We start from the raw sequence: 25,676 nt of genomic DNA, 5'->3' as shown, positions 1-25,676 counted from the left end.
GGAGGGATGAGCGACGTGCTCGACCGCTTCACCCCGGCCACGCAGGACTGGTTCCGAGGTGCCTTCGACGCGCCCACGCCGGCTCAGGCGGGTGCGTGGGACGCGATCTCGGCGGGCAAGCACGCGCTCGTCGTGGCTCCGACGGGGTCGGGCAAGACGCTGTCCGCCTTCCTCTGGGCCATCGACAGCGTCTTCCGGGAACGTCTCGAGACAGCGACCGCAGCCGGTGCCGACGGCGCGAAGCAGCCGAAGGGCCAGCCGCGCACGCGCATCCTCTACATCTCCCCGCTCAAAGCCCTCGGCGTCGACGTCGAGCGCAACCTGCGCTCGCCGCTCGTCGGCATCGGTCAGTCCGCCCGGCGCCTGGGGCTCGCCGCGCCCGTCGTCACCGTCGGCGTCCGCTCCGGCGACACCACCTCGAGCGATCGGCGCAAGCTCGTCTCGGACCCGCCCGACATCCTCATCACCACGCCCGAGTCGCTGTACCTCATGCTCACGAGCCGTGCCGGAGAGACGCTTCGAGGCGTGCACACCGTCATCATCGACGAGGTGCATGCGGTCGCGGCGACCAAGCGCGGGGCGCACCTCGCCGTCAGCCTGGAGCGGCTGGATGCCCTGCGCCGCGCGGAGGGCGCCGAGACAGCCGCCCAGCGCATCGGACTCTCCGCCACGGTGCGGCCGATCGACGAGGTCGCCCGGTTCCTCGGCGGGTCCGCGCCCGTCGAGATCGTGGCTCCGCCCGCCTCGAAGACCTTCGAACTCTCGGTGGTCGTCCCGATGGACGACATGACCAACCCTCCTCCGCCGCCCGGTGTGCCCGGCGAGACCGCCGATGCCGAGTACACCGAGGTCACGGGATCCATCTGGCCTCACGTCGAGGAAGCGATCGTCGATCGCATCCTGCAGAACAACTCCACCATCGTGTTCGCCAATTCGCGGCGGCTCGCCGAGCGTCTCACCGGCCGCCTCAACGAGATCTACTCCGAGCGGACGGGCGTGGCGATTCCCGAGCCCGCAGGGCCGCCGGCGCAGATGATGGCGCAGGCCGGATCGACTGCGGGCGCCGATCCGGTACTCGCCAAAGCGCATCACGGCTCGGTGTCGAAAGAGCAGCGCGCCGTCGTCGAGGAGGAACTGAAGTCGGGCGTGCTGCGCTGCGTCGTCGCGACCAGCAGCCTGGAACTCGGCATCGACATGGGCGCGGTCGACCTCGTGATCCAGGTCGAGGCGCCGCCGTCCGCAGCATCCGGCTTGCAGCGCGTCGGGCGTGCCGGGCACCAGGTCGGCGAGATCAGCCGCGCCGCCCTCTTCCCGAAGCACCGCGGCGACGTGCTGCACACGGCGATCGTCACCGAACGGATGCTGGCGGGCAAGATCGAGGCGATCCGGGTGCCGCGCAACCCGCTCGACATCCTCGCCCAGCAGACGGTCGCCGCGTGCGCGCTCGGTCCGATCAGTGTCGAGGAGTGGTTCGAGACGCTTCGGCGCAGCGCGCCGTTCCAGGCACTCCCCCGCTCGGCGTATGAAGCGACCCTGGACCTGCTCGCGGGCCGCTTCCCTTCCGACGAGTTCGCAGAGCTCCGCCCACGACTGGTCTGGGACCGGGATGCCGGCACGTTGACCGGACGGCCCGGCGCACAGCGCATCGCGGTGACCAGCGGCGGCACGATCCCCGACCGCGGGCTGTTCGGCGTGTTCGTCGCCGGCGAGACGACGGGCGCTCGGGTCGGAGAGCTCGACGAGGAGATGGTGTACGAGTCCCGCGTCGGAGACGTGTTCACCCTCGGCACGACGAGCTGGCGGATCGCCGAGATCACCCACGACCGGGTGAACGTCATCCCGGCGTACGGCCAGCCGGGCAAGGTTCCCTTCTGGCACGGCGACGGCATCGGCCGGCCGTTCGAGCTCGGTGAGGCGCTCGGGGCGTTCTCCCGAGAGGTGTCGGCGGCCACCCCTGAGAAGGCGGCGAAGCGCCTCATCGACGCCGGCCTCGACGAGCAGGCGCGAATGAACCTGCTCGCACACCTGTCCGAACAGCGAGAGGCGACCGGCACCCTCCCCACCGACCGCACACTCACGGTCGAGCGCGGGCGCGACGAGGTCGGCGACTGGCGGGTGATCCTGCACTCCCCCTACGGAATGAAGGTGCACGCGCCCTGGGCTCTGGCGATCAACGCCCGGGTACGCGAGCGCTTGGGCGTCGAGGGATCGGCGGTGGCGAGCGACGACGGCATCATCGTGCGGATCCCGGATGCCGAGGCCGAGCCCCCGGGTGCCGAGCTGTTCGTGTTCGATCCGGAAGAGCTCGAGCATCTCGTCACGGAGGAGGTGGGGGGCTCCGCCCTCTTCGCCTCGCGGTTCCGGGAGTGCGCCGCCCGCGCCCTCCTCATGCCCCGCACCAACCCGAACCGCCGCTCCCCGCTCTGGCAGCAGCGCCAGCGCTCGGCCCAGTTGCTCGAGGTCGCGCGACGGCATCCGACGTTCCCGGTGATCCTGGAGACCCTGCGCGAGGTGCTGCAGGATGTCTACGATCTGCCCTCGCTGCGCCAGCTCGCCACCTCGATCGCAGAGCGGCGGATCCGCCTCGTCGAGACGCAGCCGTCACAGCCGTCACCTTATGCGCGCGATCTGCTGTTCGGCTACGTCGGCGCGTTCATGTACGAGGGCGACTCTCCGCTCGCGGAACGACGGGCGGCGGCGCTGTCTGTCGATCCCGCTCTCCTGGGGGAGCTTCTCGGAACCGTCGAGCTGCGAGAACTGCTCGACCCGGCAGTCATCACCCAGTTCGAGCAGGAGGCTCAGCGCCTCGATCCGGAGCGTCGCGCGCGTGGGCTCGAGGGAACAGCCGACCTGCTCCGCATGCTCGGACCGCTGGATGCCACCGAGGTCGCCGCCCGGCTGGCCGACAACGCGGACGCATCCGTTGCGACCGGTCACCTCGACGCACTCGTCGCCGCGCGGCGGGCCGTGCCGGTCACGATCGCCGGCGTCGCCCGCGTCGCCGCCATCGAGGATGCCGGGCGCCTGCGCGACGCTCTCGGCGTCGCGCTGCCGACGGGCATTCCCGTCGCGTTTCTCGAGCCGGTCGCCGACCCCCTGGGGGATCTCGTCGCGCGGCACGCCCGCACGCATGGGCCGTTCACCACGGATGCCGTCGCTACCCGCTTCGGAATCGGAGCGGCCGTCGCCCGCCACACGCTCCAGCGGCTCGAGCACGCCGGACGCATCACCAGCGGGTACTTCCTGCCGGAGGCATCGGGAAGCGGTTCCGACATCGAGTGGTGCGACACCGAGGTGCTGCGGCGCCTGCGGATGCGCTCTCTCGCCGCGATCCGCGGGAGCGTGGAACCGGTGCCTCCGGCGGCGTACGCGCGATTCCTGCCGGAGTGGCAGCACCTGGCTCGGCCGCAGGAGGGGCTCGACGGCGTGATGTCCGTCATCGAACAACTCGCGGGTGTCCCCATCCCCGCCAGCGCGTGGGAGTCATTGATCCTGCCGTCGCGCGTCCGCGACTACACGCCGGGGCTCCTCGATGAACTCACCACCAGCGGCGAGGTCATCTGGTCGGGCCACGGAACGCTTCCGGGGCGCGACGGCTGGGTCTCCCTGCATCCGGCTGACCTCGCCCCCTTCACGCTCCCCGAGCCCGACGACGAACCGGCGCCAGACTCGCTCGAGGAGCGATTGCTCGAGGCTCTCGGCGCGGGCGGTGCGTACTTCGCGGGCCAGCTCAGAGAAATGGCCGGTGCCGAGAACGAACAGTCGGTCCTCGAGGCGCTCTGGTCGTTGACGTGGGCCGGCCGCGTGACGAACGACACCTTCGCCCCGGTCCGCAGCCTGCTGGGCGGCGGATCGCAGGCGCACCGCGTCACCCGGCGAGCGCCTCGCACCAAGACGTATCGCGGCATGTCCCTCGCTCGATCCACACCGCGTCCGGCCTCCGTCGGCGGACGCTGGTCGCTCCTGCCGACGGCCGAGACCGATGCCGCCCGCCGGGCCACCGTGACGGCAGGTCTCCTCCTCGACCGCTACGGGGTCGTCACCCGCGGTGCGGTGCAGGCCGAGGGTGTGCCCGGCGGTTTCGCCCAGGCGTACCGTGTGCTGGCGGGCTTCGAGGAGGCGGGGCACTGCCGCCGCGGCTACGTCATCGAGAAGCTCGGAGCCGCGCAGTTCGCCGCCTCCGCCACGGTCGACCGGCTGCGCACCTTCGCGGCGCTCTCCGACCCGCCGCCGCGAAAGGCGGTCACCCTCGCCGCGACGGACCCGGCGAACCCGTACGGCGCAGCCCTCGGCTGGCCGCGGCGGGAGGGCGTGACGCATCGTCCGGGGCGGAAGGCCGGCGGGCTGGTCGTGCTCGTCGACGGAGAGCTGGTGCTGTACCTTGAGCGCGGCGGCCGCACGGTGCTGTCGTTCTCCGACGACGGCGACGTGCTCCGCGCGGCCGCCGCGGATCTTGCCGACACCGCCCGGTCCCGACGCCTCGACACGCTCACGGTCGAGAAGGTCAACGGCGAAGGCGTCTACGGCACCGAGATCGCCACGGCACTGCAGGAGTCGGGATTCGTCGTGACACCGCGCGGCTACACGCTGCGGAAGGCGCTGTAGCGCCCTCTACGCTGGACACATGTTTCGCGAGTTCGGTGCCGGCGTTCGCATCCTGCTGCAGGGGTTCGCGCTGTGGCGCACTCGGCGCGGCCTGATGGCTCTCGGACTCCTGCCCGCGGTCATCTCACTCGTCGTGCTGGCGGCGGCGCTGATCCCGCTGCTGCTCGGCATCGGCCACATCAGCGCCTGGGTGACGCCGTTCGCCGAGGAGTGGCCGGCGCCTTGGAAGGAGCTGCTGCGCGGCGCCGTCGCGGTCGTCATCGTCGTCGCGGCGATCGCTCTGGCCAGCACCGTGTTCACCGCACTCACCCTGACGATCGGCGACCCCTTCTACCAGCGGATCTGGGACGCCGTCGAGAAGGACCTCGGTGACCCTCCGCCGCCCGGTGGTGGTGGGTTCTGGACGAGCGTCGCCGAGGGACTCCGGCTCGTCGTCCTCGGCATCCTCATCGCCGTGATCGTGCTGCTCGCCGGGTTCGTCCCGCTCATCGGCGGGATTCTCGGCGCCTGCACCGGGGTGCTGCTCAACGGACGACTGCTCGCGCGCGAGCTCACCGGCCGCGCCTTCGATGCCAGAGACCTCAGCCCCGCCGATCGCGCCGCTCTGTTCGCCGGCAGCAGGGCTCGGGTGCTCGGTTTCGGCGTCGCCACGCAACTGTTCTTCCTCGTCCCCGGAGGCGCCATCGCCGTCATGCCGGCGGCCGTCGCAGGATCCACCATGCTGGCGCGCACGATGATGGAACGCTCCCGCCGCGCGGCGCCGACGGCGCCGCCCGCCGGCGCGACGCCTCCCCCTCCGCCACCCTCCGCCAGGCGGGCGTGATGCCGGAGGGCGACACCGCTCACCGCACCGCTCGGCGTCTCGACGAAGCGCTCGCCGGTCACGAGACCGCGCGTTTCGACATCCGCGTCCCGCGCGCCGCGACCGTCGATCTCCGCGGCCAGCCGATTCACGGTGCGGTGGCGCGCGGCAAGCACCTGCTGCTGCGCATCGGCGACAGCACGCTGCATTCGCACCTGCGGATGGATGGCGCCTGGCTCATCTATCGGCCCGGAGAGAAGTGGCGCCATCCGGCGTTCAAGGTGCGTGCGATCGTCGGCACCCGAGAGCGCGAAGCTGTCGGGATCGACTTGGCCGAGGTCGAGATCGTGCCGACGCGCGAGGAGGACGAGCTCGTGGGATACCTGGGCCCGGACCCACTGGGAGATGACTGGGATGCGGTGGAGGCCGTCCGGCGGCTGAGCGCTGATGCGCGCAGCATCCATGTCTCGCTCCTCGACCAGCGCAACGTCGCCGGTTTCGGCAACGAGTACGCGGCCGAACTGCTGTTTCTGCGCGGCGTACTGCCGACGACGCCGACGCCCGAGGTGGATGTGCCTGCCCTCCTCGACCTGGGCGTGCGCACGATCCGCGCGAACCTCGAACGCTCCAACCGGACCTTCACCGGAATCAACCGCCCTGGACAGGCGACGTGGGTGTACGGACGTGCCGGTCGCCCGTGCCGACGCTGCGGAACCCCCATCCGTCGCGGCGAACTGGGGGCCGATCCCACCCGCGAGCGGATCACGTTCTGGTGCCCTTTCTGTCAGCGGTGAAACCCATCTCCCGGCGGGAATGAATCGAGTCCACCTGCGGTTATTGATATATCCGGACAACTCCGGGCACGGGAGGAATCGTGGGCAAGAACTACGTCGACATCGAGAACGACCACGGAGCGACTCTGCGCTATCGCAAGCACGCCAATGGCCGAGGTCTCGTCGCGCACGGCGCGAAGGTGCATCCGAAAGCGGTCATCGAAGCCGGGGCGTACATCGAACCCGGCGCACGCGTCGGCGCCGGGGCCACCATCGCCCGGGGCGCGTGGATCGAACCGGATGCCGTGATCGGCGAAGGCGCGCACATCGATGCTCATGCGCACATCGGTGAGGGCGCCGCGGTCGGCGACAACGCCCACATCGGCGTCCGGACGGATGTCGGGGCCGGTGCGCGGATCGCGCGAGGTGCCAAGATCGGCGACGATGAGACGGTCGCGGCCGGGCTCACCGTCGCGACCGATCAGAAGGGTCTCTGGCTCGCCGCCTGATCGACGCCGGTCCGCGAGTACCCTGGACGCATGGCGAAACCAGGCGGGGCAGCGGGTCGCAAGCCCGTTCCCCGACGTGGTGCCAAGCGCGCCTCGAATGGCGGTCCGCGTGGCCAAGCCAAGCCACGCGAGGCGAAGCGGTCGAAGGTCGTCTTCGACGCCGATCCCGTCGCCGAGGCGCCCCGGACCTTCCGGCTCGGCGTGATCCCGGGCGCGACACCCGGCAAGTGGGTCGACGCCTGGAAGCAGCGGATGCCGGATGTGCCCGTCGAACTCGTCCCCATCGAGGTCGCCGACCAGCGCTCCGCGATCGACAGCGTCGACGCCGCCCTCGTCCGTCTGCCGCTCGATGACGCCGATGCGCATGTCATCACGCTCTACGACGAGATGCCGGTCGTCGTCGCGTCCTCCGACTCGCATTTGATGGCTGTCGACGAACTGACAGCCGCCGACCTCGCGGGTGAGGTCCAGATCACCCCGATGGACGACACGCTGGCGCTACTCGATCTGCCGGGGACGCTCAGCCCGGCCTTCCCCGCGCTGCCGACGACGGCCGACGCGATCGCCACCGTGGCCGCCGGCGTCGGCTTCGTCGTCGTGCCGATGTCGCTCGCACGACTGCATCAGCGAAAGGATGCCGATCACCGGCCCCTCATCGACGGGCCCGTCTCGACCGTGGCCCTGGCGTGGCGGCGCGAGGGCACCACCGCCGATGTCGAGACGTTCATCGGGATCGTGCGCGGGCGGACGGCCAACTCGTCCCGCTGACGGCCGCGTCCTCATGCGTCGCCGAATGGGCGCCTGCCAGCCGCGCTCGTTAGAATCGCCGGGTGGCCTCGCTTCTCTACGTCTGCGTGCGCCCGGAACGAGGAGCGGCCGATGCCGAACATGCCTCCTTCCGGCGTGCTCTGGGCGTCGACGTCGTGGACCGGCTCGACCTGCTTTCCGAGCGACTCGACCCGGCGCGCCTGGGGCACTACAGCGCCATCGTCGTCGGCGGGTCGCCCTTCAATGTGACCGACGGCGCCAAGACCCCGGTGCAGCGAGCCGTTGAATCGGACCTCGAGCAGATCGCGCGCGCGGCGATCGCCGGCGAGACGGCCGCGTTCTTCACCTGCTACGGCATCGGCGTCATCACGCGGATGCTGGGGGGCGAGGTGACCACTGCCACACCCGAGAGTACGAGCGCCACTGCGATCCAGACGACTCCGGCGGCAGCGAGCGACCCTGTGTTCGGTCCGAGCGCCCCTGCGCTGACCGTGCTCACGGCCCATAAGGAGAGCGCCGTCGCCGTTCCTCCGGGGGCGGTGCTGCTCGCGTCCAACGCGGTGTGCCCCGTGCAGGCGTATCGCGTCGGAACGCACCTGTACGCGGTGCAGTTCCACCCCGAGCCGACGCCGCGCGACTTCGCCGACCGGATGACGCTCTACCGCACCACGGGCTACTTCGATCCGTCGGAGTTCGACAGCGTGCAGACGCAGGTGCTCTCGGCGTCGGTCACCGAGGGCGCGGCTCTGCTGCGGCGATTCGCCGAGACATTCGCCTGAGACTGCGCCCGCTGGGTGCGCGGCGTCCGATCAGGGCGCGCTGCCCCGCAGCAGCTCGATCCGCTCGCTGAGGTAGGTCTCCAGCGGGACGTAGCCACCGACCGAACTCCAGCGCACTGACGTCACACCGTCCAGCACGGTCAGCGGTCCCGACGAACCACCGGCATCCACCGCGGCCACATCGATCACGCTCCAGCCGACGTGCACCACCTCGCCCTGCGCGAATCCACCGCGCAACGCCAGCTCGCGACGCGCCGCTCTGGCGCGGGCGGACTCGGCCGTGTACCCGCGACGGCCGGGATCTGCTGCGCGGAGAACCTCACCGGTGGCCAGCGCCTGCCCGTCCGTCAGCAGGAGCACGCCCAGATGCCAGGCCGCACCGACCCTCACGATGCGCTGGCCCCGCCAGCGAGAGCTGCGCTCCTCGCCGAGCCCCTCTTTCGGCAGCCCGGCCAGAGCCGCGCGCGCCTCGACGATCACCTCCGAGGCTTTCCTCACAGCTCCCCCTGCGGCAGCTCGTCCGCCGGCTGCGGGCCCGCGATGCGCTGTGCATCACCGCGCAGCGTCATTCCCAGCAGCGGGTAGATCAGCACCGACAGCATCCCGGCTCCGACCAGGGCCGCGGCCGTCCCGGTGTCGAGCATGTCCTGGTCGACGCCGATGGCGGTCACGGCGACGATGATCGGCAGCCCGGTGGCCGCGAGTGCGCCGAGAGCGGCGCGGTCACGCAGGGCGAGACCGGGCGGGGCGGAGAGCTGCGCCGCCGATCCGCGGATCACGAGCAGAGCGATCAGGAACAGCGGCACCAGTGCCAAAGCCGCCGGTGAGGCGAGGAGAGCTGCCAGATCGAAGTTCACGCCGGTGTAGAGGAAGAAGATCGGCACCAGGAAGCCGAAGGCGATCGCCTCGACCTTGCTCTCGACATCCTCCGCGTCCTTCCGCGGAGCCCGCGCCATGAGAATCCGCCAGATCGCCCCGGCGACGAAGGCGCCGAGCAGCATGTCGAGATCGAGCATCACGCTCAGTCCCACGAGGGCGGCGATCAGCAGCAGCACGAAGCGGACTCCGAACTGCTCGGAGGTGTGGATGGTGGCTCTGATCAGCGAGTGCAGCCGTCCGTGGGGCAGCCGTCGTGCGAGGAGGATGGCAAGGACCGCGAGCAGGACGAAGCCCAGCAGGACCGCCGCGGCGACGGGGGTCGTCCGGGTGCTGAGGAAGACAGAGATCGCGATGAGGGGAAGGAACTCGCCGACCGCGCCGACGGCGGTGACGACCTGGCCGAACGGAGTGTTCAGCTCTCGCGCGTCACGCAGGATCGGCATCAGGGTGCCCAGGGCGGTGGAACTGAGAGCGATGCCGATCACCACCATCCCCTCTCCCGGTGCGAGGAAGAGCCCGACGCCGATTCCGAGCGCCACACTCAGCACCCAGCCGATCGATGCGCGCACGACGGGCCTTCCCGCCATCTTCCTGAAGTCGATCTCCGACCCCGCGACGAAGAAGAGCATGGCGAGCCCGAAGTCACTCAGCTTCTCGAGGATGGCATGCGGCTCGACCCACCCGAGTGCTGCGGGACCGACGAGAATGCCCAGCAGGAGCTCGAAGACGATGATGGGCACCCGCATGATCGGGCGCACGCCGCGTGCCAGCAGGGGCGCTGCGACCGCGAGCAGCGGAAGCAGCACCAGACCGACATCTCCGGCGTTCACGATCTCAGGTTAGCGACCCGGGAGCGTGCGATTCGCGGGGCCGACGCATCCGCGGCAGAATCGACTGACACTCTCCGAGGAGCCGCCATGCCCCAGCCCGATACCGCCCGCCTCCTGATCGCCTGCGACGACCAGCCCGGCATCGTCGCCGCGGTGGCGGGCGTGCTCGCCGATCACGGTGCCAACATCATCTCGCTCGACCAGCACTCGACGGATGCCGAGGGCGGGCGCTTCTTCCAGCGGACCGTGATCCACCTGGAGGGCCTGGCGGCAGCCCGGCCCGCGCTCGAGGAGAGCATCACCATGGTCGCCGAGCGTTTCGGCATGGACTGGTCACTGCACGACGTCGCCAAGCGCAAGCGAGTGGCCGTGTTCGTGTCGAAGTACGACCACTGCCTGATGGAGCTGCTCTGGCGCACCCAGCGCGGTCAGCTCGACATCGACATCACCATGGTGGTGTCCAATCACCCGGATCTCGCGGAGGCGGTGCGCTCGTTCGGCGTGCCGTTCGTCCACATCCCCTCCGGCGACAAGGCCGCGATGGAGGCCCGGCAACTCGAACTGCTGCAGGGAAACGTCGACCTCGTCGTGCTCGCCAGGTACATGCAGATCCTCACCGATGACTTCATCGGTCGCATCGGTGCCCCGGTCATCAACATCCACCATTCCTTCCTGCCCGCCTTCATCGGGGCGAACCCCTATGCGCGTGCGAAGGACCGGGGGGTGAAACTCATCGGAGCCACGGCGCACTACGCGACGGCGGATCTCGATGAGGGACCGATCATCGAGCAGGACGTCACCCGCGTGACGCACTCCGAGTCGGCTGCCGAGCTGCAGAGCCGTGGAGCCGACGTCGAGCGCCTGGTGCTGGCGCGCGCCGTGCAGTGGCATGCCGAGGACCGCGTGATCGTGCACGGCCGCTCGACCGTGATCCTCTAGACGGTCAGCCGGCGCTCAGCGGTCGGCCGGAAGACCCGCCTGCAGCTCCGCGAACACATCGGCCGCGGTATCGAACCGAGCGAGCGACGCCGCCTGGCTCATCCACAGCGACTGCAGCTCGCCGAGATCCTGCTCGACGGCGGCCGCGCGGAAGCGACCCGTCAGCCAGTTCTGCATCGGGAAGGGCGCGATCGTACCGCTGGCCTCGACCGCCCGGATCACCCTGTTGCGCGCACCTCGCGCAAGCCGTCCGCTCATCGCCCGCGTGAGGACGGTGTCCTCCGCGGGGGTCGATCGGATGGCGTCGCGGTGCGCATCGTTCGCGGCCGATTCCCTGGTCGCGAGGAATGCGGTCCCCACCTGCACGCCGGAGGCCCCGAGGGCGAATGCGGCGGCGACGCCTCGGCGATCGGCGATGCCGCCCGCCGCGATCACCGGCACGTCGACCGCGTCGACCACCTGAGGAACGAGGGCGAAGGTACCGATGAGCGACTCCTCCGCCGGACGGAGGAACGACACGCGGTGCCCTCCCGCCTCCATTCCCGTCGCGACGACGGCATCCGCCCCCGCGTCCGCCAGCGCGACGGCCTCGGCGACGGTGGTGGCGGTTCCGATGACGCGGATGCCGCGGCTCCTCGCGGTCTGGATCACCTCGGGTGCGGGCACCCCGAACACCACGCTGAGCACGGCGGGTGCGGCCTCCCAGACCGCCTCAAGCTGTTCTTCGACGGGTGGCAGGTATCGGTCAGGACGCGCGGGGACCGGAATCCCCGTCGCCTCGTAGAACGGCTGCAAGGCCTGCGCGAACAGGGAGTGCTGAGGGTTCGGCTCGACTTCGTCGCCGGTCGGGAGCCAGATGTTCAACGCGAACGGGCAAGACGTCGCCGCGTGCAGGGCGGCCGCGGTCGAGCGGATGCGGTCGGCGTCGTAGCCGTAGAGACCGTAGGAGCCGAGCCCCCCGAGCTCGCTCACCGCCACCGTCAAGGGCACCGAGGAAAGGCCGCCGTACGGGCCGAGGATGATCGGATGCTCAATGCCGAGGAGCGCCGTGAGGTCGTACATGATCCGAGATTACGCCGTCTGCCGGCCGAGGGGGTCGTCGCTCGACGATCGCCGAGATGGCCGTCGACGTTCTCATTCTCGGCCTCAGTCCGGTAGCGGGACCGGACCGGTGAAGACGCCGGGTGGATCGTCGTCACGGCTCTCGGGCGAGGGTGCCGACCGTCGACTGGGCCGGACGCCCAGCGTCGTGCCGACGCTCGCCGCGACGACGAGGGCGATGGCGAGCATCCGCAGCGGCGTCGCGTCCTGACCGAGAATCAGCCAGCCCGCGAGCGTCGCGAAGGCCGGTTCGAGGCTGAGGAGCACGCCGAACACCCGCTGCGGCAGGCGGCGGAGCGCGGCGAGCTCGAAGCTGTACGGGATCACCGAGGAGAGCACGGCGGTGAGCACCGCCAGCAGCAGCAGCTGACCGTCGCCCGCGGCGGTCACCGAGGCGGGGATGCCGACGGGCAACAGGAGGACTGCGGCGATCACGAGCCCGACCGCGAGACCCGAACTGCCAGGGATGGTCGCGCCGACCCGCGCGCTCATCCGGATGTACATCACCCAGAACACCGCGGCGATGAGGATGAAGACGACGCCCAGCGGGTCGAGAGGATCGGCACCGACCAGCCCGTCGATTCCCAGGAGCACCATGCCGATCAGCGCCACACCCACCCACACCGCGTCCACGACGCGACGCGTGAGCACGGCGGCGAGGACGAGCGGACCGAGGAACTCGATGGCGACCGCCGGGCCGAGGGGGATGCGATCGATGGCCGCGTAGAAGAACCCGTTCATGGCGGCCAGTGAGACACCGAACAGGGTGGCGGCCATCCACTGCTGCCTGGTCCACCGGGCCGGCCGCGGGCGTACGAGAGCGAGGAGAAGGAGCGCTGCGATGCCGATGCGCAGCGAGGTCACGCCCCACGAGCCCAGCACCGAGAACAGCTGAGCGGCGATGGCGGCCCCGAACGGAAGCGAGAGGCACGAACCGACGACGAGCGCCACACCGACGAGGGGGCGGGACGAGGTCGGGTGCACGCACTCCAGCGTGGGGCATCACCCGGCGACACGTCCAATCGGTGGCGGGCACGTCGCCGGAAGCAGTGACGCGGAGCTGGCCTCCTTGGAGGCGCCCTACACCCGTGCCGAACCCTCGAGCGAGGGAGCGAAGTACTTCTCGAGCACTGACCGATGCGTCGGGCTCGCCGCCGTCCAGCGGGCCCACCCCTCATCCGTGAGCCAGACGAAGATCGCACGGCGATCGAAATCGCATTCGCCTCGGGCGACCAGGCCGACCTTCTCGAGACGCGAGACCGTGCGCGACAGCGCGCTCTGGCTGAGATACATCTCGGTTTCGAGGTCCTTCATCCTGACCTTGGGACCCTCGGTGTCGCGACCGCGAGCGGAGAGGGCCTGCAGGACCTCGAACTCGCTCAGACCGAGTTGATGCTGCGACTGCAGTTCACTTTCGAGTTCGCTCGACGCGGTGTGATACATGCGCAGAGTCTCGGACCACTGCACGCAGACTTCGTCATCGGGCGCAGACTTCATGGATCGATCGTAACATGTGGCGACATTTAATGTTTGAGCATTAAATGCTTTGACATCAAATGCACGGACATGTAGCTTGGCCGACGTGACACTCACCCACGCTGATTCTCATCTGTCGCCCATTCCCTCAACCACGAGCCCCCGATGGGGTCTTCGGCTCTGGGCCATCCTCTTCGTCGCGGGACTGGCGATGTTCCTCGACGCCCTGGATCTCTCCATGGTCGGCGTCGCGCTGCCGTCGCTCGGAGCGGAACTCGGTCTCGACACGACCAGCCTTCAGTGGATCGTCAACGGCTACATCCTCGGGTACGGCGGTCTTCTCCTGCTCGGCGGCCGCGCCGCCGATCTCCTCGGTCGCCGCCGCGTCTTCCTCGCGGCCCTGGTCGTGTTCGGAATCGCCTCGCTCGTCGGCGGACTCGTCGACGACGGAGCGATCCTCGTCGCCACCCGCGTGGTCAAGGGCATCGCTGCCGCCTTCACCGCGCCGGCCGCACTGTCGATCATCACGACGACCTTCAAGCAGGGCCACGACCGCAACAAGGCGCTGTCGATCTTCACCGTCTTCGGGGCGACCGGATACGCCTCGGGGCTGATCATGTCCGGGCTTCTCACCGCCATCGACTGGCGACTCACGTTCTTCGCCCCGGTCATCGCGGTGGCCATCGTGCTGGTCGCGGCATTCATCGTCGTGCCGCGCAATCAGGACACCGATCACGGTCGCATCGACTTCGCGGGTGCAGCGACGCTCACGGGTGGCATGCTCGCCGCGGTCTACACCATCGTGACTGCTCCCGAGACCGGCTTCACCGGAACGGTCATCGCCACACTGGTGGCAGCCGTACTCCTTCTCGCGGCCTTCTTCGTGATCGAGAGCAGGGTGCGGCATCCGCTCGTGCGCCTCAGCATCTTCAAAGTGACATCGATCGTGCGTGCCAATCTCGCCGCGATGGCGATCTTCGGCTCGTACATCAGCTTCCAGACCATCGTGTCGCTCTACCTTCAGAACACGCTCGGCTGGGAACCGCTGCAGATGGCGCTCGCATTGGCGCCCGCGGGGATCATCGTCGCGTTCCTGTCTCCGTTCGCCGGCCGATTCATCGATCGTTTCGGCACCACGCCGATGATCATCGCCGCGATGTCGGCGTTCGTGCTGGGGTACCTGTGGTTCATCCTGCGCGGCGGCAGTCCGCAGCCCGCTTACCTCGTCGACTACCTGCCGAGCTTCCTGCTGCTGGGCTTGGGATTCGCGATCGGCTTCTCCGCCGTCATGGTCCAGGCGACGGAAGGCATCACCGACGAGGAGCAGGGTCTGGCCTCCGGTCTCGTACAGACCTCCGGGCAGATCGGCGGAGCGATCGTCCTCGCGATCGCCACCAGTCTCATCAGCGCCACGGCCGCCACGAGCATCGCCGAGTACCGGCCGGGTCTGTACCTCGTCATCGCGGTCGCCGTCATCGGTCTGCTGGCCTCTGTCTCGGTGGTGATGACACGCCGTCGCAGGGCTGATGCGCTGACCTGAGCGATCGGTCCCGGAGGCACAGAACGACCCGGCGACGCGTCCACTCATGGTGGGCGCGTCGCCGGGTCTGCGTCGGTCGAGCGGAACCCGCCCGAATCAGAGGTGCTTGCCTCCGGTCACCGGCAGCACCGCTCCCGAGACGTACGAGGACTCGTCGGAGGCGAGGTACACGTACGCTCCGGCCAGTTCCACGGGCTGCCCCGCGCGTCCGATGGGCGTGTCCTGACCGAATGAGGTGACCTTCTCGGCATCCCATCCGGTCGCCGGGATGAGGGGGGTCCAGATCGGGCCCGGTGCGACGGCGTTCACCCGGATGCCCTTGGGACCTGCCTCCTCAGCGAGCCCCTTCACGAACGCGACCTGCGCCGCCTTCGTCATCGCATAGTCGATGAGGCCGGGCGAAGGGCTGTAGGCCTGGATCGACGCCGTCACGATCAGGCTCGCTCCCGGCTCGAGGATCGGGTACGCGGCTCGAGCGGAGTACAGCAGACCGAAGAGATTGGTCTCGAACACCCGCCGCATGTCCTCCGTCTTCAGGTTCTCGAAGCCGTCGATGTCGTGCTGGAAGGCGGCGTTGAGCACGACGATGTCGAGACCGCCGAACTCCCGCTGCGCAGCCGACACCACCTCCGTGGCGAAGGTCTCGTCACGCACGTCGCCCGCAAGACTCAGTCCGCGGCGTCCCGCCTCTCGGACGTGGGTGAGCGTGTCGTCGGCGTCTTCCTGCTCCTCCGGCATGTGCACGATGGCGACATCCGCCCCCTCGCGTGCGAAGGCGATGGCCACCGCCCTTCCGATGCCGGAGTCCCCGCCGGTGATCAGCGCGCGGCGCCCTTCCAGACGGCCATGGCCGACATAGCTCGATTCGCCATGGTCGGGCGTCGGCGAGGTCTGGCCGGTCAGCCCCGGCTGCTCCTGCTCCTGCGCGGGGAAGTCTTCTGTGCGGTGAGCAGTGCGGGGGTCAGGGGCGTTCTCTGCCATGACTTCTCCTTCTTGTTCGTATGGTGATCCGAGCCTCTCCGGCGTTCTGCGGATCCGGCAGGGGCTTGACATCGCGGCGCACCGGACGGCATGTGGCACGCTCGCGCCCTCAGCGCCCGATGCCGTCAATCGGGGGTGACAACGCGTGACCAGCGATGGCCGTACGCGTCGAGATCGACCTCGAGCGTGCCGCGTTCGGCGTCGACGGGCGGCGCCGAGTCGAGCAGATCGAGCAACCGTGTGCCTCCTGCCTCGCGGGCGGGGATGACGATCCGTCGCGCCTCGTCGCCGAAGTTGTGGAGCGCGAGGAGAACGGATCCGTCGGCCGTCAGGGTGTGCGCCAGCACCGCCGAATCGCCGACATCGAGGACCTCGAGTTTCCCCCAGGCGATCTCCGGTGCCTCGCGGAACCGAGTGATGAGGGTCTTGATGAACGACAGCAGCGAGTCGGGGTCGCGCAGCTGTTCGTGGACGTTGACGTGCTCCGGACCGTATCCGCTTTCTGCGAGTGCGATGCGCTCCCGGGATCGCCGCGCGGTGGAGAACCCGCCGTCGCGCTCCGGGCGCCACTGCATCGGCGGTCGCACCGCCATCCGGTCTTTGAGATGGGGCACCTCGCCCATGCCGATCTCCTCGCCGTAGAACAGCGCCGGCGTTCCCGGCAGCGAGAACATCAGGCTGTACGCCATGCGGATCCGACGCGGATCACCTTTCAGCATCGGAGCCAGGCGGCGGACGATACCGCGGCCGTAGACGCGCTGCTTCTCATCCGGCGCCAGCGCCTCGAACACCTCTTGACGCTCGTCCTCGCTGAGCTGGTCCAGGGTCAGCTCGTCGTGATTGCGCAGGAACGTCGCCCATCCCTGGCGCACATCGACCTCCGGCCGATTGCGTAGTGCTGCGGCCAGAGGGCCGGCGTCGTGCCGGACGAACGAGAGGAAGGTCGCCTGCATGGAGGCGAAGTCGAACTGCAGGTCAAGCTCCGTCCCCTCCGTGCCGAAGTAGTCCAGCTGATCCTTGTGGGGCAGGTTCACTTCGCCGAGAAGCGCGGCATCGCCGCGTCGCCGCGTGATGAACCGGTGGAGTTCCCGGAGGAAGTCGTGCGGATCGCTCTCGCCGGCAGCGCCCGGGCCTTCGATGAGGAAGGGCACCGCATCGATACGGAACCCGTCGACCCCGAGTTCGGCCCAGAAGCCGACGATGCGTGCGATCTCGGCACGCACCGCCGGGTTCGCGAGGTTCAGGTCCGGCTGATGACGATAGAAGCTGTGCAGGTAGTACTGCCCGGTCTTCTCGTCCTTCTCCCAGACGCTCGTCTCCTCGCCCGGGAAGACGAGGGCCTGCGAGGTGCGCGGGGGCTTGTCCCGCCAGATGTAGTAATCGCGGTAGCGGGAGGTGCGCGATCGTCGCGCGTCGACGAACCACGGATGCCGGTCCGACGTGTGGTTCACCACGAGGTCGATGATGACGCGCAGGCCGCGCCCGTGCGCGACGCGCAGCAGCTCGACCACGTGACCGAGATCGCCGAGGCGACGGTCGACCGCATAGAAGTCCGTGATGTCGTAGCCGTCGTCGAGGTCTCGCGTGGGCTGGAACGGCATCAGCCAGAGGCACGTGACGCCCATGTCTGCCAGATAGTCGATCCGAGTCGCCAGGCCCTCGAGGTCGCCGATGCCGTCACCGTCGGAATCCTGGAAGGTCTCGACATCGAGGCAGTAGATGACCGCGGTCCGCCACCAGAGGTCGCTGGTGTCCGCCGGCCTCACAGCCTGCTCCGAAGGGCCGGCAGCAGCTCCCGCTCGCATCGCCGCAGGAAAGCGGCCTGGTCGGTGCCGACGTGGTGCACGTACACCTGGTCGAAGCCGGCTGCGATCTCGGCGATGCGGTCAGCCAGATCGTCGGCGGAATGCCCGATGACGACGGCCTTGCGCAGGGCCTCATCGGTGGGGTTGGCGAGCGCCTCGAAGTCTTCGGGTTGCTCGAGGTCCCACATGTGCTCCGGCGGAGCGGTGGCGTGGGACCATTGCTCCCTCGCCACCGCCAGCGCGTCGTCGTCGGTCTCTTCCAGGCTGATGTGGATCTGCAGTCGCGTCTCACCCGCCCCCTGTGCCGACCGATAGGCCGTACGGACTTCTTCCGTGGCCGCGGCATCCGAGCCGACCGTGATCAGCCCGTCCGCCCACTCGGCCAGCCACGCCGCCGTGGTCGGGCTGACCGCTGCGCCGAAGAGCGGCGGCGGAGACGCCGGCAGGCTCCAGATCCGCGCATCGTGCACGCGGATGCCGGCGTCGAAGCTGATCCGGTCGCCCGACAGCAGCCGTCGGAAGACGGCGACGGTGTCGCGCAGTCGCCGCTCTCTTGCCGGCTTGTCGGGCCATGGGTCTCCGGTGACGTGCTCGTTCAGCGCCTCACCGCTGCCGAGCGCCGCCCAGAACCGGCCGGGGAACATCTCCTCGAGCGTCGCCATCGCCTGCGCGATGATCACCGGGTGATAGCGCTGGCCGGGCGCAGTCACCAGGCCGATCGGGAAGTCGGTCCTCGCGAGCGCAGCACCGATCCAACTCCACGCGAAACCGGACTCTCCCTGAGCGCGCGTCCAGGGGGCGAGGTGATCCGAGCACATCGCCGCGTCGAACCCGACGGACTCCGCCAATCGCACTGCGGACAGCAGCATGCCCGGGGGAAGCTGTTCATGGGAAGCGTGATAGCCGATGACTGTCATGTCCGCGATCCTCGCGGCGTGTGCCGCAGGAGACACGGGGGTTGACAAGGCAGTTCCGCGGTCGGCGTGCGCGGCCTGGCACCGGGCAGCAGCTCCTAGAGCGGCGGGGTGACCGCCACTTCGCCGGTTGTCGAGCTTTCACCGGCCTCGGCCGGCTCCGGCACGAGGTAGAGGCCGCTCGGGGCGTTCGCGGTGAAGGCCAGGGCCTCGATCCAGGCGCGGTTGATGGATGGCTGGCGGCTGCCGAAGTACTTGAAGACGAGGGAGCTTCCCGGCTGGATCCAGACGGTGGTGCGCCCACCGCCGACGCTGGCGTCCTCGCGCCAGCTGAATGGGAACGGCTCGCCCCGGCGCAGCTTCGCGGTGATCACAAGCTGCAGATGCGTGAGCGCGCGATCCTCGATCTCCGTCTTCACGCCGCCCTCGTAGATGAACTTGCCCATGCAGATTGCTCCTCGATCAATAACACGCCGCTCCGACGTGGGGTCTGTCGGAATCTTTCCCCCATGCGTAGCGTATGGCCTATGGGCATGATCTACTACGGCGGCGCCGCCGAACCCATTCATATTGAGGACCGGGCGCTCGCACATCTCAAGGTCGTCATCGCCACGAAGCTCCGTCGGAATGAGAGCTTCACTCTGTCGTGGCGTCACCCCGACGGGGATTCGGCCGGACGTTCGACCATCTGGCTCCATCCGTCCATCCCGCTGCGGTTCGTCTTCGACGAGCCGGAGCCGCCGCCTCTGTCGGGCGAATGGATCACCGCCATGGCGAACTCGGCGAACACCAGTGGTGGGATCACGATCGTTCCCGAGCACGTCAGGTCGAGCGACGAACCCGTCGGCGAGCGCGCCTGAAGTCAACCCCCTCGGCCGGCGTTGGCGGGCTGTTGTATCGTCGGGAGTCCCGACAGCCGAGGAGACGACGACTCATGGATGAACAGCCCACACCGGAGCCCGGATACACCCCGACGACCACCCACGCCGAGTGGGGTGCGGGCAACCCGCTGCTGCGGATCACGCGAGACGACGAGCGCGCCGAGTTCCGCCTGGAGGACGATGTCGTGCGCATCGGGTCGGCGGCGGGAAACGAGCTCCGACTCGCGGACACCGACCCCGTGCACGCCACCATCCAGCACGACGAGCGCGACGAGTACGTGCTGACCCTGCATGGCGAGGGCGAGATGAACTCGAACCCGGACTCCACGGCGACCCATGACGGCGACCGCACCCAGACCCTCCGCACCGGAGCGCGATTCACGACGGGCCCCTGGACACTCGTTTTCAATCGCGAGGAGTTCGCCGACCATGGCCGGCCGTACGGGGGCCGCAAGGGCGGCGAGTACGACGACCAGCCCGTGCAGCCGCCGCGCCCCGACTACAGCGGCGATGCCGCGGGTCAGTCCGATTCCTCGGACGAGACGTGATGCGGGACGCCCACCGGCTTCGACTCGGCTGATCCTCGCTGCCTGAGGTAGATGGAGAAGGCGACCATCGTGCCGACGGCGAGGAACTCCGACTGCCAGTTCTGCAGCGTGCGGTCCCAGAAGTCCGGCGAGCCGACATAGCCGAGCCAGCTGAGCGCTTCGGCTCCGTGCATCGCGTTCTCCTGGTTCATCACCACCAGCCCTGCCAGCGACTGAGCGAACCACGACAGCACGAAGATCGCGCCCATCACGATCAGCAGCGAGTTGCCGTAGAGCATCGTTCGCCAGCCACCCATCCGGGCCCACGGCGGTGAATCGTCTCGCGCATGCGAGCCCACGTACTGGTCGGCGTCGTCACCCGGACCCTCATCACCGGGCTTCTTCGACTCGGGTGATCCGCGCTGGATGAACCAGATGGTGGCGGCGATGAACAGGAAGAACTGCAGGAACTCGGACTGCCAGTTCTCGGCGACGTCGACGAGGAAGTCTGACGACGAGACGAACTGCCCGAAGCCGATCTCGGGCTGGCCGTGGTCGACCAGTTCGGCGTTGTTGCGGAAGAACCCTGCGATCGATTGACCGATGAGGGCGAGCAGGAACAGCGCCAGGAAGAACAGGCTCAGTCCGTTGTCCCGGATCCAGCGGCGCATGTCAGCGCCCTCCGAGAGGGATGGCGATCATGACGGCGAGCCCGGCGACGATGATCGTCATCCAGGTCCAGAACATAGCCATCATCCCGGAGTGCCTGGTCGTCGATTCGTGCATCGTTTCTCCCGTCTTCCGAACCAGATGCTGGCCGCCCTCAAGGGGTCGCCGCCAGGGGGTTGACGCCGGCGACCTCGATTGTCAATGCCCCTCCGCGCCCGCGACCTCGGCCGTATCGTCATCCTGACGAAGCACTGGCGATCGACGAGAGGGACTGCTCACATGACCATCACCCGCGACATCATGACCCCGAGTCCGCGCTGCATCGGGGTGAACGACTCGCTGAGCATCGCAGCGGCGGTGATGTCCGAGCTCGACGTCGGGGCGCTCCCGATCTGCGGAGAGAACGGCAAGCTGAAGGGGATGCTGACAGACCGCGACATCGTGGTGAGGGCGGTGGCCGAAGGACTCGATCCGGAGACGACGCCGGCGGGCGCTCTCGCGCAGGGTAAGCCCGTCACCGTTCGGGCGACCGACGACATCGATGTCGCGTTGAAGCGCATGCAGGAGCATCAGGTTCGACGGCTGCCTGTGATCGAGGATCACCTGCTGGTCGGGATCGTCAGTCAGGCGGATGTCGCGCGTTCACTGTCGCCGGAATTGACCGGCGAGACGGTCGAGGGCATTTCACGGTGACCGAGGAACGCGACGTGAACGACATCGAGCGGATGAGCGAGCTGGCCCGTTCCCGGAAGCTGCGCGTGTGCGTGGCTGAATCGCTGACATCAGGGCAGCTCGCCAACACCGTCGGACAGGGTGAGAGCGCCTCGGAATGGTTCGCCGGCGGCATCGTCGCCTACCTGACCGATGTGAAGGAGCGTGTGCTGGGGCTCGCCCCCGGTACAGACCCGTGCTCTGCGGCGTGCGCCGAGCAGCTGGCGTCGGGCGCCCGGCTCCTCTTCGACGCCGACATCTGCGTTTCGACGACGGGCGTGGGTGGTCCTGGCTCAGAGGGCGGTCATCCCGCGGGGACGGTTTACCTCGGCTGGGCCACGCCCACCCATGTCGGTCACCGCCGGCTGGCGCTGCCCGGAGACCCGCAGAGTGTGCTGTCCGCCAGCGTCGATGCGGCGATGCGACTGCTCGCCTTCCACGCCGAGACCCTCCACCCCGTCGGCCCCCAGCGCCGAGCGCATCCCGCCTGACGAGCGGGGTCACCGCCCGGGGACGAGTCCGATCCGGGGCGGTGCATCGGGGGCGGATGCTGCGAGCAGTGCCGCATCGAGGTCTCCGAGCGCGTGCACTTCGCCGACGGCATCCGCGAAAGGGTACGCACGACCACGTCCGGCGAGGAAGGACACGGCCTCGGAGAGTTCCACACCGGTGCAGTGGTGCACCCCGGCCACGGTGACCAGCCGGCGCGCGATGTCCTCCGCGTCGAACAGGACGGGCGGCGTGGGGATCGCGCTGCCCGCGAGCACCACGATCCCCCCCGTGTCGACCTGCGTGAACGCGTCGTGTACCGCGTGACCGGACGTCTCGATCACCACGTCGGGATGGCGGTCGATGCCCTCGGCACCGAAACGCGCCGCGAACGCGCGGCGCTGCGGGTTCGCGTCGACCATCTCGACGGTGGCCCCGTGCTCCACGGCGATGGCCGCAGCAGAGAGGCCCACGAGTCCTGCCCCGTACACCCGGACGGCGGCGCCCTGCAGGTCCTTGTCGCGCGCCGCACGCGAGACCGCTGCCCAGGCGCTCGCGGTGGCGCAGGAGGCAGGGGCGAGCACCGCGGCCGGCAGGGTCTCCGGCACTCGCACGATCGCTGTTCCGCGGCGTAGCTGCATGTGGCTTCCGAAAGCACCGGTCAGGTCGCCATGCACTCCGATGCGCTCCTGGCCGTATGTGCTCACAGCACGGCACTTCTGCGGCATCCCGTGAAGGCAGCGGTCGCAGCTCGCACACGAGACCGTCACCGACCACACGACACGATCGCCGATGCGCAGTGTCGAGCCGTCGACTGTATGAACGACCCCCTCCCCCATCGCGATGACGCGGCCGACGCTTTCGTGCCCGAGCACCAGTGGTGCCGGTACGTGTCCTCGTCCGCTCACCGTGTGCACGTCAGAGTCGCAGATCGTCGACAGCTCCACCGCCACGAGCACGTCGCCATCGGCGAGCGCGACGCCAGGCACGGCGATGACCTCGTGTGGCTGCCCCTCACCGATCCACGCCATCGCCATGGCGGCGGGTCGAAGTGCGACGTCCGTGCGGGGAACCGGAGATCGCGTGACTGCTACGCCCATACAGAGTTCCGCTCTCAGGCGACCGGGTGTCCGGCGGGGGCGGCGGAAGAACGAATGTGCATGCTGATGTCTCCAGGTGATCGACCTCTACCGTTTCAGCCGGTCGACGCAGACACGCATACGACTCCGAAGTGTTCAAAGGGCGTTCACCGGCGCTTTCCCTCGCGCTCGTGCCGAAGGATCGATCGCTGCGTCAGCGCGCCGCCGGCGACAGGGCCGATGGTTCGCGCTCCAGCGCATCCGAAGCAGCGGACGGGATGGATCAGAGGACTCGAGGACCCGGATGACGCGACGGTCCGGAGTACTTCACAGACCGGATGACTCGACAGTCTGAGGAGAATACCGATCGCGAGCGCGGTGTAGATCGTTGAAGCCAATACATCGCGCCCGCGATCGAAGCGCTGGGGACGCTTTTTCTGGGGTGCTCTCAACATACGCACGCGAAGCATCGCAGATAAGGTCTAAACGTCGAGATGCATGTGGACCTTCGTCTAGTGTCTGCATCGGTGCTCGACGGATCCGATCCGCTTTCGCGCGCGAAACCACCGCACGAGGGCAATCCGGTCAGCTCAACGGGAGGCGCGCTTCGACGCGCCAATGTCCGTCGACCTCGCCGGCGTTGAACTCTCCGCTGGCTCCGACGACTCTCTCCGCCATTCGCCCGAGTCCGGTGCGACTGGAAGACAGGTCGCGCCGAGGCGTGGTGGGAAGCGGACTGCTGATCGTGAGCGCGGCGAACTCCTCGTCGATGTCGAGCGCGATCGTGACCTCGCCGGGGCCGGCGTATTTCAGGATGTTCGTCGCCGATTCACGGACGATCCTGGCGAGGATGATCTCCGCGGCGCGGTGGAGGCGCTCGACGCGCGCGTCCCCGTCGTAGACCACGGCGTGGCCGGCGGATTCGAATTCACCGCGGGCTTCGTCGATCGCCTCGGTGAGGTCGCCCGTCGGGACCTCGGACGACCGAGGTCCGTCGTCGGCGAGCTCGATGACGAAGCGCAGATCCGTCATCGCCTTCTTCGCAGCGACCCGGATCGCTTCCTGCGATCCCCGGGTCGCCTGCGGGTCGTCCAGCATCTGAACGTGAAGCGCCACGACGGTGAGGTGGTGGGCGATACTGTCGTGCAACTCGCCGGCGATCCATCGTCGCTCCGCGAGCACCGCCTGCCGCTCCTGCTCCGCCTTCTCCGCGAGTTCCTGTTCATACCGCCGCCCCCGAGCGGATGCCATCCGCAGCGCGAAACCGATCGCGCCCGCGACGGTTGCGAGCACCAAATATATGCCGACATTCACCGCACCGTTCTCGTCCCCGTACGCATAGACGGAGGATCCAAGAAGGAAGATGACCACATAGGTCAGGACCAGAGCTGTCCACCCGAGCCTCAGAATGAGGCCTGCAGCTATCGCCACGGCGAGGAGCGCGGCAGATTCCGTGTCGGCAAAGAACGACAGGACGAGCACGACGCCCAATAGGGCCGTTGCCGTCCAAGGCGACCAAAGGTACAGCGCAAACACTGCACTGGTCGCGATGCTGAGAAGGGATCCGGTGGGGTCTACGCCCGGAGAGACGATCAGCCCGAACACATCGAGGCTGATGACCACTCCGATGAACACCAATACGAGGACCCGCTCCAGGGCGCTGAGACGCTCGCCGCGATTCAGTCGAAAGACTCTTGAGTCGTCCCTGACTGACGGGAGTAGTGCCATGGTTTCAGTATTCCCTATTCGCCAGGTAATCTAGCCTTTGATACCGAATGCTCGTGCGAGCTGCTGCCAAAAAGACATAGTGTTTCACCTCCATATGTGGTCTTACGTGGACTGCTTGGACTCATCTTCGCCCGAGCGGAACGCATCGCACATCTGACTACTGGACAGTCTTTTTTGGCCGAAGGTCTACACAGCGTTCGGGCAGTAGCGACGCCGTTAGGCTTCCTTCATGCCGGATATCCGCCTCCTCATCGTCGACGACGACCCTCTGGTCAGATCCGCGTTGTCGCACTTCGTCTCTCGCGCTCCCGAGATCCAGGTCATCGGTGAGGCCGAAGACGGCGTGGAGGCGATCGCCGCGGTCGAACGCGACCAGCCGGACGTCGTGATGATGGATGTGCAGATGCCCGAGATGAACGGCATCGAGGCGACGTCGGTGATCGCGACGCGGTGGCCGGACGTGCGCATCCTTGCCGTCACGACACTCGAGGGCAGCGATACCGTGCTCCCGATGCTGAGCGCGGGAGCCTCGGGGTACCTGCTGAAGGACTCCAGCGCCGACGCCATCGTGGCGGGCGTGCGCGAGGTCTATGGCGGGGCGAGTTCGCTTTCACCCCGGATCGCGTCGATGCTGATCCGGCATGTGCGAGACGGGGAGCCGTCCGGCGCCGGCCGGGACGCGCCCCTGGAACAGCTCACCGAGCGAGAGTCCGAGGTTCTGGGCTGCCTGGCGCAAGGCATGTCCAATGCGGAGATCGCTCGAGCGCTCATCGTGTCCGAAGGCACGGTCAAGGCGCATCTCGGCCGCATCATGTCGAAATGGCAGGTCCGCGACCGGGTTCAGATCCTGGTGACCGCTGCGCAGGCGGGGCTCGTCGACTTCCGCTGAGT

General features: G+C 68.6%; 25 protein-coding genes. 13 read left to right on the top strand and 12 right to left on the bottom strand.

Annotated features, from left to right (window positions below; translation table 11 throughout):
- Positions 1-6: 6 nt before the first annotated feature.
- From RIN18_RS05050 to RIN18_RS05025, 6 genes are all read left to right on the top strand, one after another.
- The gene (locus RIN18_RS05050) at positions 7-4,605 is read left to right on the top strand and encodes an ATP-dependent helicase (RefSeq protein WP_309102859.1); all 4,599 of its coding nucleotides are present in this window, start codon (positions 7-9) and stop codon (positions 4,603-4,605) included.
- Between the two features lie 19 nt (positions 4,606-4,624).
- The gene (locus tag RIN18_RS05045; RefSeq protein ID WP_309102858.1) at positions 4,625-5,428 is read left to right on the top strand and encodes an EI24 domain-containing protein; all 804 of its coding nucleotides are present in this window, start codon (positions 4,625-4,627) and stop codon (positions 5,426-5,428) included.
- On the top strand, positions 5,428-6,201 hold the full coding sequence (locus RIN18_RS05040; protein ID WP_309102857.1) for a DNA-formamidopyrimidine glycosylase family protein: 774 nt from the start codon (positions 5,428-5,430) through the stop codon (positions 6,199-6,201). Before RIN18_RS05045 ends, RIN18_RS05040 begins: the two co-directional genes overlap by 1 nt.
- 80 nt (positions 6,202-6,281) lie before the next feature.
- Positions 6,282-6,689: a DapH/DapD/GlmU-related protein gene (locus RIN18_RS05035; RefSeq protein WP_309102856.1), complete on the top strand. Its 408-nt coding sequence runs from the start codon at positions 6,282-6,284 to the stop codon at positions 6,687-6,689.
- 30 nt (positions 6,690-6,719) lie between these two features.
- Complete coding sequence (locus RIN18_RS05030; protein WP_309102855.1) at positions 6,720-7,457, top strand: LysR substrate-binding domain-containing protein; 738 nt, start codon at positions 6,720-6,722, stop codon at positions 7,455-7,457.
- A 62-nt stretch (positions 7,458-7,519) separates the two neighbouring features.
- Positions 7,520-8,236, top strand: a complete 717-nt coding sequence (locus tag RIN18_RS05025; protein ID WP_309102854.1) for a GMP synthase — start codon at positions 7,520-7,522, stop codon at positions 8,234-8,236.
- Positions 8,237-8,266: 30 nt separating this feature from the next.
- Here RIN18_RS05025 and RIN18_RS05020 read toward each other — a convergent pair whose 3' ends face one another.
- Together RIN18_RS05020 and RIN18_RS05015 are read right to left on the bottom strand one after the other, a co-directional pair.
- Entirely contained in the window at positions 8,267-8,734 is a 468-nt protein-coding gene (locus RIN18_RS05020; protein ID WP_309102853.1) for a glutaminase, read from the bottom strand.
- A complete protein-coding gene (locus tag RIN18_RS05015; RefSeq protein WP_309102852.1) occupies positions 8,731-9,945 on the bottom strand; it encodes a cation:proton antiporter in 1,215 nt (404 codons plus the stop codon). The genes RIN18_RS05020 and RIN18_RS05015 overlap by 4 nt, the downstream gene beginning before the upstream one ends.
- An 87-nt stretch (positions 9,946-10,032) precedes the next feature.
- Between RIN18_RS05015 and purU the strand changes: the two genes are divergently transcribed.
- The gene (gene purU, locus RIN18_RS05010) at positions 10,033-10,884 is read left to right on the top strand and encodes a formyltetrahydrofolate deformylase (RefSeq protein ID WP_309102851.1); all 852 of its coding nucleotides are present in this window, start codon (positions 10,033-10,035) and stop codon (positions 10,882-10,884) included.
- A gap of 15 nt (positions 10,885-10,899) precedes the next feature.
- On the opposite strand, the gene RIN18_RS05005 is transcribed toward purU, so the two are convergent.
- From RIN18_RS05005 to RIN18_RS04995, 3 genes are all read right to left on the bottom strand, one after another.
- A complete protein-coding gene (locus tag RIN18_RS05005; protein WP_309102850.1) occupies positions 10,900-11,946 on the bottom strand; it encodes a DUF561 domain-containing protein in 1,047 nt (348 codons plus the stop codon).
- An 84-nt stretch (positions 11,947-12,030) separates the two neighbouring features.
- A complete protein-coding gene (locus RIN18_RS05000; protein ID WP_309102849.1) occupies positions 12,031-12,969 on the bottom strand; it encodes an EamA family transporter in 939 nt (312 codons plus the stop codon).
- A gap of 96 nt (positions 12,970-13,065) precedes the next feature.
- Positions 13,066-13,482 carry a MarR family winged helix-turn-helix transcriptional regulator gene (locus RIN18_RS04995; protein WP_309102848.1) on the bottom strand — a complete coding sequence of 139 codons (417 nt, stop codon included), beginning with the start codon at positions 13,480-13,482 and terminating at the stop codon, positions 13,066-13,068.
- Positions 13,483-13,567: 85 nt separating this feature from the next.
- Here RIN18_RS04995 and RIN18_RS04990 point away from each other — a divergent pair, with 85 nt between their 5' ends.
- Positions 13,568-15,001, top strand: coding sequence for an MFS transporter (locus tag RIN18_RS04990; protein ID WP_309102847.1), 1,434 nt, complete (start codon positions 13,568-13,570; stop codon positions 14,999-15,001).
- 96 nt (positions 15,002-15,097) lie between these two features.
- On the opposite strand, the gene RIN18_RS04985 is transcribed toward RIN18_RS04990, so the two are convergent.
- The 4 genes from RIN18_RS04985 to RIN18_RS04970 all read right to left on the bottom strand — a co-directional run bounded on the left by RIN18_RS04985 (position 15,098) and on the right by RIN18_RS04970 (position 19,147).
- On the bottom strand, positions 15,098-15,982 hold the full coding sequence (locus RIN18_RS04985) for an SDR family oxidoreductase (protein WP_309102846.1): 885 nt from the start codon (positions 15,980-15,982) through the stop codon (positions 15,098-15,100).
- A gap of 125 nt (positions 15,983-16,107) precedes the next feature.
- On the bottom strand, positions 16,108-17,748 hold the full coding sequence (locus RIN18_RS04980; RefSeq protein WP_309102845.1) for an alpha-amylase family protein: 1,641 nt from the start codon (positions 17,746-17,748) through the stop codon (positions 16,108-16,110).
- On the bottom strand, positions 17,745-18,704 hold the full coding sequence (locus tag RIN18_RS04975) for a TIGR03885 family FMN-dependent LLM class oxidoreductase (protein WP_309102844.1): 960 nt from the start codon (positions 18,702-18,704) through the stop codon (positions 17,745-17,747). The genes RIN18_RS04980 and RIN18_RS04975 overlap by 4 nt, the downstream gene beginning before the upstream one ends.
- Positions 18,705-18,799: 95 nt before the next feature.
- Complete coding sequence (locus RIN18_RS04970; RefSeq protein ID WP_309102843.1) at positions 18,800-19,147, bottom strand: ATP-dependent DNA ligase; 348 nt, start codon at positions 19,145-19,147, stop codon at positions 18,800-18,802.
- 81 nt (positions 19,148-19,228) lie between these two features.
- On the opposite strand from RIN18_RS04970, the gene RIN18_RS04965 reads away from it, so the two are divergent.
- A complete protein-coding gene (locus tag RIN18_RS04965) occupies positions 19,229-19,561 on the top strand; it encodes a hypothetical protein (RefSeq protein ID WP_309102842.1) in 333 nt (110 codons plus the stop codon).
- A gap of 74 nt (positions 19,562-19,635) precedes the next feature.
- The gene (locus RIN18_RS04960; protein ID WP_309102841.1) at positions 19,636-20,130 is read left to right on the top strand and encodes an FHA domain-containing protein; all 495 of its coding nucleotides are present in this window, start codon (positions 19,636-19,638) and stop codon (positions 20,128-20,130) included.
- On the opposite strand, the gene RIN18_RS04955 is transcribed toward RIN18_RS04960, so the two are convergent.
- On the bottom strand, positions 20,103-20,780 hold the full coding sequence (locus RIN18_RS04955; protein ID WP_309102840.1) for a DUF6766 family protein: 678 nt from the start codon (positions 20,778-20,780) through the stop codon (positions 20,103-20,105). The two genes, RIN18_RS04960 and RIN18_RS04955, sit on opposite strands and share 28 nt — an antisense overlap.
- 277 nt (positions 20,781-21,057) lie before the next feature.
- Here RIN18_RS04955 and RIN18_RS04950 point away from each other — a divergent pair, with 277 nt between their 5' ends.
- Positions 21,058-21,471 (top strand): CBS domain-containing protein, encoded by a 414-nt coding sequence (locus RIN18_RS04950; protein ID WP_309102839.1) that lies wholly within the window; start codon positions 21,058-21,060, stop codon positions 21,469-21,471.
- Between the two features lie 14 nt (positions 21,472-21,485).
- Positions 21,486-21,980, top strand: coding sequence for a CinA family protein (locus tag RIN18_RS04945; protein ID WP_309102838.1), 495 nt, complete (start codon positions 21,486-21,488; stop codon positions 21,978-21,980).
- A gap of 9 nt (positions 21,981-21,989) precedes the next feature.
- On the opposite strand, the gene RIN18_RS04940 is transcribed toward RIN18_RS04945, so the two are convergent.
- Both RIN18_RS04940 and RIN18_RS04935 read right to left on the bottom strand, forming a co-directional pair.
- Entirely contained in the window at positions 21,990-23,078 is a 1,089-nt protein-coding gene (locus tag RIN18_RS04940) for an alcohol dehydrogenase catalytic domain-containing protein (RefSeq protein WP_309102837.1), read from the bottom strand.
- Between the two features lie 564 nt (positions 23,079-23,642).
- Positions 23,643-24,785 (bottom strand): histidine kinase, encoded by a 1,143-nt coding sequence (locus tag RIN18_RS04935; RefSeq protein ID WP_309102836.1) that lies wholly within the window; start codon positions 24,783-24,785, stop codon positions 23,643-23,645.
- Between the two features lie 229 nt (positions 24,786-25,014).
- Here RIN18_RS04935 and RIN18_RS04930 point away from each other — a divergent pair, with 229 nt between their 5' ends.
- Positions 25,015-25,674 carry a response regulator transcription factor gene (locus tag RIN18_RS04930; RefSeq protein ID WP_309102835.1) on the top strand — a complete coding sequence of 220 codons (660 nt, stop codon included), beginning with the start codon at positions 25,015-25,017 and terminating at the stop codon, positions 25,672-25,674.
- The last annotated feature ends 2 nt before the right edge of the window (positions 25,675-25,676 follow it).

Source organism: Microbacterium sp. (genome assembly GCF_031179285.1).
GTDB lineage: Bacteria > Actinomycetota > Actinomycetes > Actinomycetales > Microbacteriaceae > Microbacterium.
This window is presented reverse-complemented; position numbering and strand designations above follow the sequence as displayed.

What these genes read in the sequence shown, in the direction of transcription:
- RIN18_RS04970 (WP_309102843.1), bottom strand. Translation starts at nt 19,147, where the DNA reads ATGGGCAAGTTCATCTACGAGGGCGGCGTGAAGACGGAGATCGAGGAT.
- RIN18_RS04935 (WP_309102836.1), bottom strand. Translation starts at nt 24,785, where the DNA reads ATGGCACTACTCCCGTCAGTCAGGGACGACTCAAGAGTCTTTCGACTG.
- RIN18_RS04960 (WP_309102841.1), top strand. Translation starts at nt 19,636, where the DNA reads ATGGATGAACAGCCCACACCGGAGCCCGGATACACCCCGACGACCACC.
- RIN18_RS05005 (WP_309102850.1), bottom strand. Translation starts at nt 11,946, where the DNA reads ATGTACGACCTCACGGCGCTCCTCGGCATTGAGCATCCGATCATCCTC.
- RIN18_RS04955 (WP_309102840.1), bottom strand. Translation starts at nt 20,780, where the DNA reads ATGCGCCGCTGGATCCGGGACAACGGACTGAGCCTGTTCTTCCTGGCG.
- RIN18_RS04965 (WP_309102842.1), top strand. Translation starts at nt 19,229, where the DNA reads ATGGGCATGATCTACTACGGCGGCGCCGCCGAACCCATTCATATTGAG.
- purU (WP_309102851.1), top strand. Translation starts at nt 10,033, where the DNA reads ATGCCCCAGCCCGATACCGCCCGCCTCCTGATCGCCTGCGACGACCAG.
- RIN18_RS05045 (WP_309102858.1), top strand. Translation starts at nt 4,625, where the DNA reads ATGTTTCGCGAGTTCGGTGCCGGCGTTCGCATCCTGCTGCAGGGGTTC.
- RIN18_RS04975 (WP_309102844.1), bottom strand. Translation starts at nt 18,704, where the DNA reads ATGACAGTCATCGGCTATCACGCTTCCCATGAACAGCTTCCCCCGGGC.
- RIN18_RS04985 (WP_309102846.1), bottom strand. Translation starts at nt 15,982, where the DNA reads ATGGCAGAGAACGCCCCTGACCCCCGCACTGCTCACCGCACAGAAGAC.
- RIN18_RS05040 (WP_309102857.1), top strand. Translation starts at nt 5,428, where the DNA reads ATGCCGGAGGGCGACACCGCTCACCGCACCGCTCGGCGTCTCGACGAA.
- RIN18_RS04995 (WP_309102848.1), bottom strand. Translation starts at nt 13,482, where the DNA reads ATGAAGTCTGCGCCCGATGACGAAGTCTGCGTGCAGTGGTCCGAGACT.
- RIN18_RS04950 (WP_309102839.1), top strand. Translation starts at nt 21,058, where the DNA reads ATGACCATCACCCGCGACATCATGACCCCGAGTCCGCGCTGCATCGGG.
- RIN18_RS04940 (WP_309102837.1), bottom strand. Translation starts at nt 23,078, where the DNA reads ATGGGCGTAGCAGTCACGCGATCTCCGGTTCCCCGCACGGACGTCGCA.
- RIN18_RS05030 (WP_309102855.1), top strand. Translation starts at nt 6,720, where the DNA reads ATGGCGAAACCAGGCGGGGCAGCGGGTCGCAAGCCCGTTCCCCGACGT.
- RIN18_RS05050 (WP_309102859.1), top strand. Translation starts at nt 7, where the DNA reads ATGAGCGACGTGCTCGACCGCTTCACCCCGGCCACGCAGGACTGGTTC.
- RIN18_RS04930 (WP_309102835.1), top strand. Translation starts at nt 25,015, where the DNA reads ATGCCGGATATCCGCCTCCTCATCGTCGACGACGACCCTCTGGTCAGA.